General features: G+C 67.7%; 4 protein-coding genes. 2 read left to right on the top strand and 2 right to left on the bottom strand.

Annotated elements, in window-relative coordinates; genetic code table 11:
- The first annotated feature begins 3,661 nt into the window (after nucleotides 1-3,661).
- Nucleotides 3,662-4,585, top strand: a complete 924-nt coding sequence (locus IPI43_30620) for a hypothetical protein (GenBank protein ID MBK7778415.1) — start codon at nucleotides 3,662-3,664, stop codon at nucleotides 4,583-4,585.
- 9 nt (nucleotides 4,586-4,594) lie between these two features.
- On the top strand, nucleotides 4,595-4,876 hold the full coding sequence (locus tag IPI43_30615; protein MBK7778414.1) for a hypothetical protein: 282 nt from the start codon (nucleotides 4,595-4,597) through the stop codon (nucleotides 4,874-4,876).
- 177 nt (nucleotides 4,877-5,053) lie between these two features.
- Here the strand turns inward: IPI43_30615 and IPI43_30610 are convergent, their stop codons facing one another.
- Together IPI43_30610 and IPI43_30605 are read right to left on the bottom strand one after the other, a co-directional pair.
- Nucleotides 5,054-5,272, bottom strand: coding sequence for a hypothetical protein (locus tag IPI43_30610; protein MBK7778413.1), 219 nt, complete (start codon nucleotides 5,270-5,272; stop codon nucleotides 5,054-5,056).
- 165 nt (nucleotides 5,273-5,437) lie between these two features.
- Entirely contained in the window at nucleotides 5,438-6,706 is a 1,269-nt protein-coding gene (locus IPI43_30605; protein MBK7778412.1) for a hypothetical protein, read from the bottom strand.
- Nucleotides 6,707-6,738: the final 32 nt, after the last annotated feature.

Raw genomic sequence — 6,738 nt, 5'->3', positions numbered from 1 at the left:
TTGAACGAAGCCGCTCCGCGGCAGGCCTAATGTCGCGCGACTGAGGGACATCGCGGCGCTCAGGGGCACGGCGGCTTCATCGGATCGACGCTGTGGATTGAGCCCGCCCATCGGGGACGTGGCCAAACCATGGAGGCGACTTGTGATGGGCGAAGTACGAGACCGAATGGAGCAGGACCTGTTCTGCGAGGCGTTGCCGCGAACACGCGGGGAGAGACCTGCCTGCGGTACGCAAAGCAGTTCGTGGCGTTCCACAGGCGAGGCCCAGGCGCTGGACACGGAGCAAATACGCGCGTGGGTGATGCACCTTCGACGGACCGGGCCGGGCGCCGAGGAGCATCAACGTGGCCTCAGCGCGCTGCGCTTTTCTCTTGGGGTGACGTCGCGTCGCCCCGAAGTCAAATCTCTCGATCCGTCGCGTGGTGGAGCGCGACCGGCAGCCCGCCATCCTCTCCGGGAGCGAGGTGCAGCGGCTGCTCGACGCCATCGAGCGCCCTCGCGACCGTGCCCTCGTCATGCTGCAGTCTCTGCCCTGGGGCTGCGCATCTCCGAGGCGCTGTCGCTGACGACAACCGACGTCGACTCCGGGGACGCGGTGTGCGCGACGGACCGCCACCTGAGGGGCGTCGTGACCGCATCGTGCCGCTGCCGGCCGTCGCGCTCGAAGGCGCTGCGAGTGGATGCGTCTGCGTCTCCACCGAGCTAGGTCTGTTTCCAGGTCGCGTGGGTCGCGCGTCGCTGACGCGCGCGAGGGCCGGTGGTGCACTCCCTCCTGCGGCTCCGGCGGCCGCGTGCGCAGGTCTGACCGGCGTCTGTCCACATCCTGCTGCGTCAGCAGCTTCTAGACGCACTTGCTCGAGCTCGGCGCGGACATCCGGGCACGGTGCAGGTGCTGCTGGGGCACCGCTCCATCTTGAGCACCACCCGCTACACGCACTTGTCCGAAGCGCCGCCAAAGGGTCGCTCGTGAATCCATGGCCATGCTCGGACGCCGGACGGGGCGCGCGACTTGCGGCAGGACGCCGAGGCGGCAGTCATGGCTACCAGAGCACGGGTCTGTAACCCTGCGGAGCCTGGGCTGATACGTGGGAGGATCGCGCACTCGACGCGGAGAGCGCGTGCGCCGTAGGGCACGCGCTTGAGCCGGAGCAGCACCAAGTGCGTGCGGGCCATCGAGCGCTGTCGGACGGCGGCGCTCGGCGGTCACCTGCAGAAGTGCCCCGGCTGACGCCTACGAAGCCGCCTCGCTGCAACCTCCGTGCCGCAAACCGGCACTGCCCGGTGCCAGAGCCTGTCGCAGCTGCGGTGGCTCGAGGCGAGGCGTGAACGCATCCTCGACGTGGGCTGCCCACGTGGTCTTCAGCCATCCCCGATCCCCTGCAGCGCGCTTCGCCCAGCGCGAGCCGCCGGCCCTGTACGCTCGCTGATGGGCGGCGCGCCGCAGCCAGCTCACGATGGCGGCCGACCCGGGAAGCGCTCGGTGGCGCTGGAAGCCCGCCATCACGCTGGTGCCGCTGGCCGTGGACCCGCGAGCTGCTCTACCACCCTCACGTGTACGCCGTGGTCAGCGCCGGCGGCCACGACCTCGCCGGACACCGGTGGTTCCCCGGTGCGCCGCAACGGGCCGGGTACCTCTTCCCTTAGAGGCTCGCCAAGCCTCGTCCGAGGGCATCGTGCCGAGCCGTCCGCCGGCGCTCGACGCGGCACGCTGGTAGTTGCTCGCCCCAAGAGGTGGATCCCGGGTGCGGCGCGCGCCTTCGAGACGAGCGTGTGGCACGTCAACGCGAAGGCGCCGTTCGTGGCGCGGGCGCAGCAGGTCTCGCCTCCAGCGCCTACACGCACCGCGTCGGCATCTCGAACGCGCGCCTATCCGCCACGACGGCGAGGCCGTGACCTTCGCCACCAGGACGGTCACCTGCAACCTCCACGCGGTGGACTTCCTGGGCCTTCTCTTGCGCCACACCTTGCCCAGGGCTTCCACAAGATCCGGGTCACGCCGGCCCCGTCTCCTCCAGCCACAGTTCACGTCGGGAACCCTCGCTCGCGCACAGGCCGCTCTCGGCAACACCACCGGTTCGGCACGCGTGGCGGGGAGGCCCGGTGAGCGAGCCAGCCGCACCTGGGTCAGCGCCTGCTGGCTCTCAACGGATGCGACCCCGTTGCAGTGTCCGCGCTGCGGCACGCCCTCTCGTGCTCCCCTTGCCGACCGAGGCGGGACTTCACAGAGGCTCGACTCGTCATGACCCATCGCCCCAACGTACGTAGGCCTGGAGCGGCCGTCGCGCAGCGCGCTACGGTCCGTCGGCTGCCGTGGTGGCGCTCGTGCGTCCCACCGAGGCTCTCGCTGTCCGCGCACGGCCGCGCCCGCTTTGCGCCCGGGATCTGACGTGCCGACGTCCCCGCACGCGCAGACGCGTCGTCCCAAGCCATGGCCAGAGCGACAACGCCTCCGGGGCCCTCCGGCGCATTTGCCCATAGGCAAGCGCTACCCTCCTGGGTGATGCTCCGCGGCTCCGTTCAACGGCGCCTCGGCGAACCGCGCCTCGCCCGCGCTGGCCGTCCTGCAGCCTGCGCGGGGCGCGCTTCACCGAATCGCTATTACATATGTAAACTATTCGAACACCTCACAACAGATGATTCATGATACGCCCACAAAGAGCAACCACCTCATGGCACCCGGGGCTGCCGAGGTGGCACGCGCCTACGACGGCCTCTCGCGCGAACGGCATCAAGGTGTAGTGGGGCGGTCACCTTCAACGCCCAGAACCTTCCCGCCCGCACCGCTTCGCCAACGGCACCAGCACCGTGCGCACGTATGACGCCCCGCCTGCGCCTCGACACGTTGGAGACAAGCGCGGACCCACCGGCACGCTCCAGGACTACACCTACCGCTTCAACCGCGCCGACCACCTGGTGGCGCTCGAAGTTATTTGCCCCCGGCCGAGGCGCTGGAGCCACACCAGCGCAGCGGCCGCTTCGAGGTACGACGCGCTCTCTCGCCTAGACCGCCGCTTGCCTCGACGAGTGAGCCGCGCACCGCCGAGTGTGCGGGGCCGCTTACGCCAATTACCAAGGATCGCCGGTAACCTGGTGGAGAAGACCTCAGACCGCCGGCGCGAGAGCTTGATGCACCTGGGAGCTGCGCTACGGGGAGTAGTTGCACCGGCGCAGGCCCGCACGCAGTGTCCAGCATCTCGGACGACGGCGCCGGAGGCGCGCAGACCGGCACCTGCGACGCCGCCCCGGCAACATGATTACCCGCGCGAAGGCCAGCTCAACACCTGGGACTTCGTGGGCAGGCTCCGCGCCGTGGAGAAGTCAAGACGTCAGCCAGCCGTGGCCCGCCTCTGCCTACGGCGCCACCCGCGACCGCGCCTGGCGAAGACAACGGCCAGCGCACGCACTACCTCCGACCCGACGTCGAGGTGCGCGACGGCATTGTAACGGTATACGTCACCGTGAACGGCGAGCGCGTGGCCCAGGTGCAACGTGGCGATTCGGCGATAACCACGCACTCTGACGGCGCACCTGCCGGGGGTGACGGGCAGGTGAACGCGGCAGATGCGTGGGTCGTCCGCGCCAACGAGGCGGGGGTGACGGGTGTGCCCGGCGTCACCAGCGAACGCAGTGTGGACGACACGCTGCGGAGCGCCGCGCGGGCTTGCTGCTCGCGGGCGATGGGGCGGTCGAGTACTGGCACGGCGACCACCTCGGCAGCGTGGGCTTGTCGACGGATGAAGCGGGCGGCGTAGTGCAGCGCTTGGAGCACTACCCGTACGGGCATCCGCGGGCCCAGTCAGCTCACTTGCCCGAGCGCAGCTACACGGGGCAGGAGAGGGACGAGGTCACTGGGCTCAGCTACCACTCGGCAAGGTATCTGGACACTCGGCTTGGACGGTGGGCTGCGACCGATCCGTTGTTCGCGACTGTTGTGAGTCGAACCGAACGCGCCGATGAAGCGGTGAGCACATATGGTGCGATGCGAGGCTCCCCACTTGTCTACGTCGACCCAAGAGGAGAGAACGCGATCACAACTGCACTTGCCATTCTCGGAATCGGCGGAGGATCAGCTGTGGTCGGAGACGAGATGGCTGGGGACTCGAGAGTGGCGACTTTCGCCGGAGGTGCGGCTGGTACGGGTGCCGCCGCCTTGGCGTCATCAGCCGGCATGGGCGCTATCGCGTCGACTGGTGTCGGCGCTCTCGCGGGACTGATAATTATCGCGGCGGTTGTAGCAATTGAAGATCCGGAAAGAATCCACGATGCTTTCGATCTATTGTCGCTTGATACACATAACGGATGGCCAGATTGGCAAGCCATCACTGCAGAGCGCGGACGTGAAGGGCGTCACAACCTCGGCGCGGCTCTCGCCCTCCTAGAAGGACGCGAAGGTCGTACCATTAACTTGTTAGACGAGTCAGAGATGCAGCGCGTGCTAGATCAAGCATCGCGTTTCTCCACCCAACGCTACTGGGTTGGTTCAGAGCACCGATGGACGAGTGCGCGCGACGAGCATCGAAAAGAATACGAGGTTGCTCGAGCAACGCTGTTGAGCAGACCCGAGATTTCGGATCGTACACCATAGGTGGTTTGAATGAGCGATGTCGCGAAGATTGTTGTGCAGTGTGTCGTGGGCGACTTGGTGATGCTTCTAGTTGTGGTGCTCGTCGATCAGGCGTTCCTAAGGTATTCTAGAAGGCCAAGGCTGTGGAAGCACGCAATCCCGACCGTTCCATTCCTCATGCTCATGCTGATGTCCATTGCGGGCATCGGTGCCGGTATGCTGGGAATGGTGTTGGCTCCCGTAGCCTGGATGGCACTCATTGCGATCGCTCAGCGGCTGGGTTTGCTGGTGTGGAAGCCTATGGAGGAGTGAGACGTGTGGCGCGCGTGATGCTTGGAGATGACCCGATTCTTTGGACGCAAACTACGCGTGTTTATCGTTACCGAACGCGCCCCGCAGCGGGCTTCGGCCCTGCGCCGCGTGCGCCGGGCTTCGTCTCATGACGCTTGATGGCAAGGCGTGGGTAGCCGATGGGCATCGGTTTGGCGCTTAGCGTCGCTTGGGTCCGTCCCGCAAGGCCCGTTCCACCCGCCTCCGCTCCCTCGCCTCCTCGGCCCGCTTCACCCGCACCTCGTGCTCTTCCAAGCGCCCCAGCCCCACGCGCGCCGTCTCGCGGATGATCTCGCGCAGCGCCTCATCCGGCACGAACTCGAGCGCCAGCTGCAGCTCCGGGGTCAGCGCCGCGCGCTTCGGCGGCGGCACCGGCACGGGCCGCTCTGACCGACAGCGTATTGCGCAGAACACTCTATATGTAAACTATTCGAACACCTCATGTCGATGATTCATGATACCTATGAGCGGAGAGGAAGGGCATGGATGGCGAGACGTCAGTAGTTCATCCACTCGCGGCAGCACGGCGGCAGACGCACGATGTCACCGCGAGAAGCGCACGTCGTCCAGCAGCAACCCGATGTTCGGCCCCGGGTTGTCGATGGTCACGCTCGCGATGCGGTCCACACCGCCGCAGATGCTGCCGACGTCGATGCTGATCTGGCTGTAGGTCTCGGTGATGTCGAACACGGTGCCCGTGCAGCGGTTGCCCTCGGCGTCGCTGAGGGTGACCTGGATCATGCCGGTGCCGGACTCCGTGCGCGCCTGCAGCGTGAGGCTGCTGAACGTGCTGCTCGGGAACTCCTGCCGGTAGTACAGGTGGAAGCCCGTCCACTGGTCGAGGTCGCGCACGCGCAGGCACGAGCTGCCCGCGAAGCAGTCCTGATCATAGGGGCCGTGTGGGCCGGCCTCGGCTGCGCCCCAGGGGTTGATGATCCAGCGCATCTCGTCGATGCCCCCGAACTCTTCGCCGTAGACCACGGCGGGCGGGATGAACTCGCACGCGCCGCCGCTGCTGGGGTCTTGGTCGGTGAACTGCACGCCCAGGTCCACGTTCTCGTTGCCGCCGCTGGTGGGGATGATGGTGGTGGACTCGATGACCTCGCCCTGCGCGCTGGTGAAGCGCAGCACCACGCCGCTGCCGCCGCGCGAAAGCTCGCCCGCGTCGACGGTGTGCCAGGCGCCGCCGCTGCGCTGCACGGGGGTCCACGGGTTGTCCGCCGCGACGCCGTCGCCCGCCCCGCGGAAGTCGATGCTGCGGATGGGGATGCGGTGGTTCATGGGCGCGATGCGCAGGTAGCTGGGGTTCCGGTTGTTCACGCGCACGTGCACGTTGCCGCTCACCGGGCAGGGCACACGGCGCGCGCTGCCTTCGTCGTTGGCGCCGCCGCCCACGGCCTCTGCCGCTTCGTTGGCGAGGTCGATGTGGAAGTGCCCGCCCGCGCACAGCGGGTTGCCCTCGATGGGGCAGAGGTCCGCGATCATCACCACCTCGGTGCCGTTGATGGTGTCGATCTCCCAGCACTCACCGCACGACTCGCCCGCCGCGCCGCCGTAGGAGCTGCCGTTCCACGGCTCGGCGATGGCGCCCGTGACGCCGCTGCGCACGAAGGCGGGCAGGAAGTTCGCGTTGCGTGGGAACTCGCACCAGCCGGTGTCTCCGGCGTTGTACGAGGTGAGCCGCACGCTGCCGCACATCTCGCTGGGTGCGATGCCGCCGCCATCGCGCGGTGGGGTCATGCCGCCCGAGCCGTCGCCACAGGCGGTTGAGGTGAGCGCGAGGACCAACGAGGCGGCGGGCAGGAAGCGCATCCCGCGAGTCTAGCGGGTCACACTCGGGCCGC

It is taken from the genome of Sandaracinaceae bacterium (assembly GCA_016706685.1).
Lineage (GTDB): Bacteria > Myxococcota_A > Polyangia > Polyangiales > Houyiibacteriaceae > JADJJE01.
This window is presented reverse-complemented; position numbering and strand designations above follow the sequence as displayed.